The organism is Streptomyces sp. SID13726 (assembly GCF_010548375.1).
GTDB lineage: Bacteria > Actinomycetota > Actinomycetes > Streptomycetales > Streptomycetaceae > Streptomyces.
This window is the reverse complement of sequence record NZ_JAAGLY010000126.1, coordinates 1-663: the sequence shown is the minus strand read 5'-3', so window position 1 is coordinate 663 and position 663 is coordinate 1. Positions and strand designations below refer to the sequence as shown.

At 76.8% G+C, this 663-nt stretch carries 1 protein-coding gene; it reads right to left on the bottom strand.

The features are described from left to right. A partial coding sequence (locus tag G3I78_RS46720; protein ID WP_164436679.1) for a DNA recombination protein RmuC occupies positions 1-663 on the bottom strand: 663 nt, incomplete at both ends.

The window sequence follows — 663 nt, the reverse complement described above, 5'->3', positions numbered from 1 at the left end:
GGTCGTCGACGTGCTTGCGCATGTGGCGGGCGTGCGCGGCGAGCCGGTCGGCGCGCACCGCGGGGTCGGTGGCGCCCTGCGCGTCGAGGTAGCCGAGGAACGCGACCTTGGCGTCGACGACGACCTGCTTGCCCCCGGCGAGGCGCACCACCATGTCGGGGCGCAGCGCGCCGTCGTCCGTCGCGACCTGGTCCTGCTCCACGAAGTCGACGTGGGGAAGCATGCCGGCCGCCTCGACCACGCGGCGGAGCTGCAGCTCGCCCCACGCGCCGCGCACCTGCGACGACCGCAGCGCGGTGACGAGCTGCGACGTCTCGGCGCGCAGCAGCTCCGACGCGTCGCGGACCCCCCGCACCTGCTCGGCGAGGCTGCCGTGCGCCGCGAGCCGTGCGCGTTCGGCCTCGGCGACCTCGGCGCGCACCTTCTCGAGCGCGCCCGCGAGCGGCTCCACGAGGTGCCGTACGGCCTCCTCGCGGCGCTCCAGCTCGGCCGCGCCCTGCTCCTGGCTGCGGCGCAGGCGCTCCTCCGCCTGGACGAGGAACTGCTCCGTGCCCGCGGCCAGCACCTTGCGCGAGAGCGCCTCGAACTGCGCCTCGAGCCGGCGGTGGTCGCCCTGCACCTCCTCGACGCGGCGCTCGGCCGCGGTCCGCAGCTCGGCGAGCT